This is a genomic window from Pseudomonas sp. 2995-3, assembly GCF_002742565.1.
Taxonomy (GTDB): domain Bacteria; phylum Pseudomonadota; class Gammaproteobacteria; order Pseudomonadales; family Pseudomonadaceae; genus Aquipseudomonas; species Aquipseudomonas edaphica.
Window position 1 is genome coordinate 1 of record NZ_LJSB01000181.1, and the last position, 243, is coordinate 243.

Genomic DNA, 243 nt, shown 5'->3' on the forward strand with positions numbered 1-243 from the left:
AATTAATTGTTGCAAGAGAAGTATCTAGTGATAGTTGGGTTGCTAATGTGGATGTCACTGAGGATACTGAGGGTTGGACAAAGTTAGAAGGTGAATTTACATTTACAGAAGAAGACAGTGCAATATACTTTGAAACTCAAAGTGGAGTTGCAAACTTTTTTATAGACGATGTATCTGTTGAAAAATTACCTTCGGAAGCTGAGGATGTACCTGAGCCGTCTACAGGAAATATAGTTGCTAATT

Annotated in this window: 1 protein-coding gene; it reads left to right on the forward strand. The window is 36.6% G+C overall.

The annotated features are described in order from the left end of the window. On the forward strand, positions 1 to 243 hold a 243-nt coding region (locus tag AOA62_RS31805; protein WP_158235126.1), incomplete at both ends, for a hypothetical protein.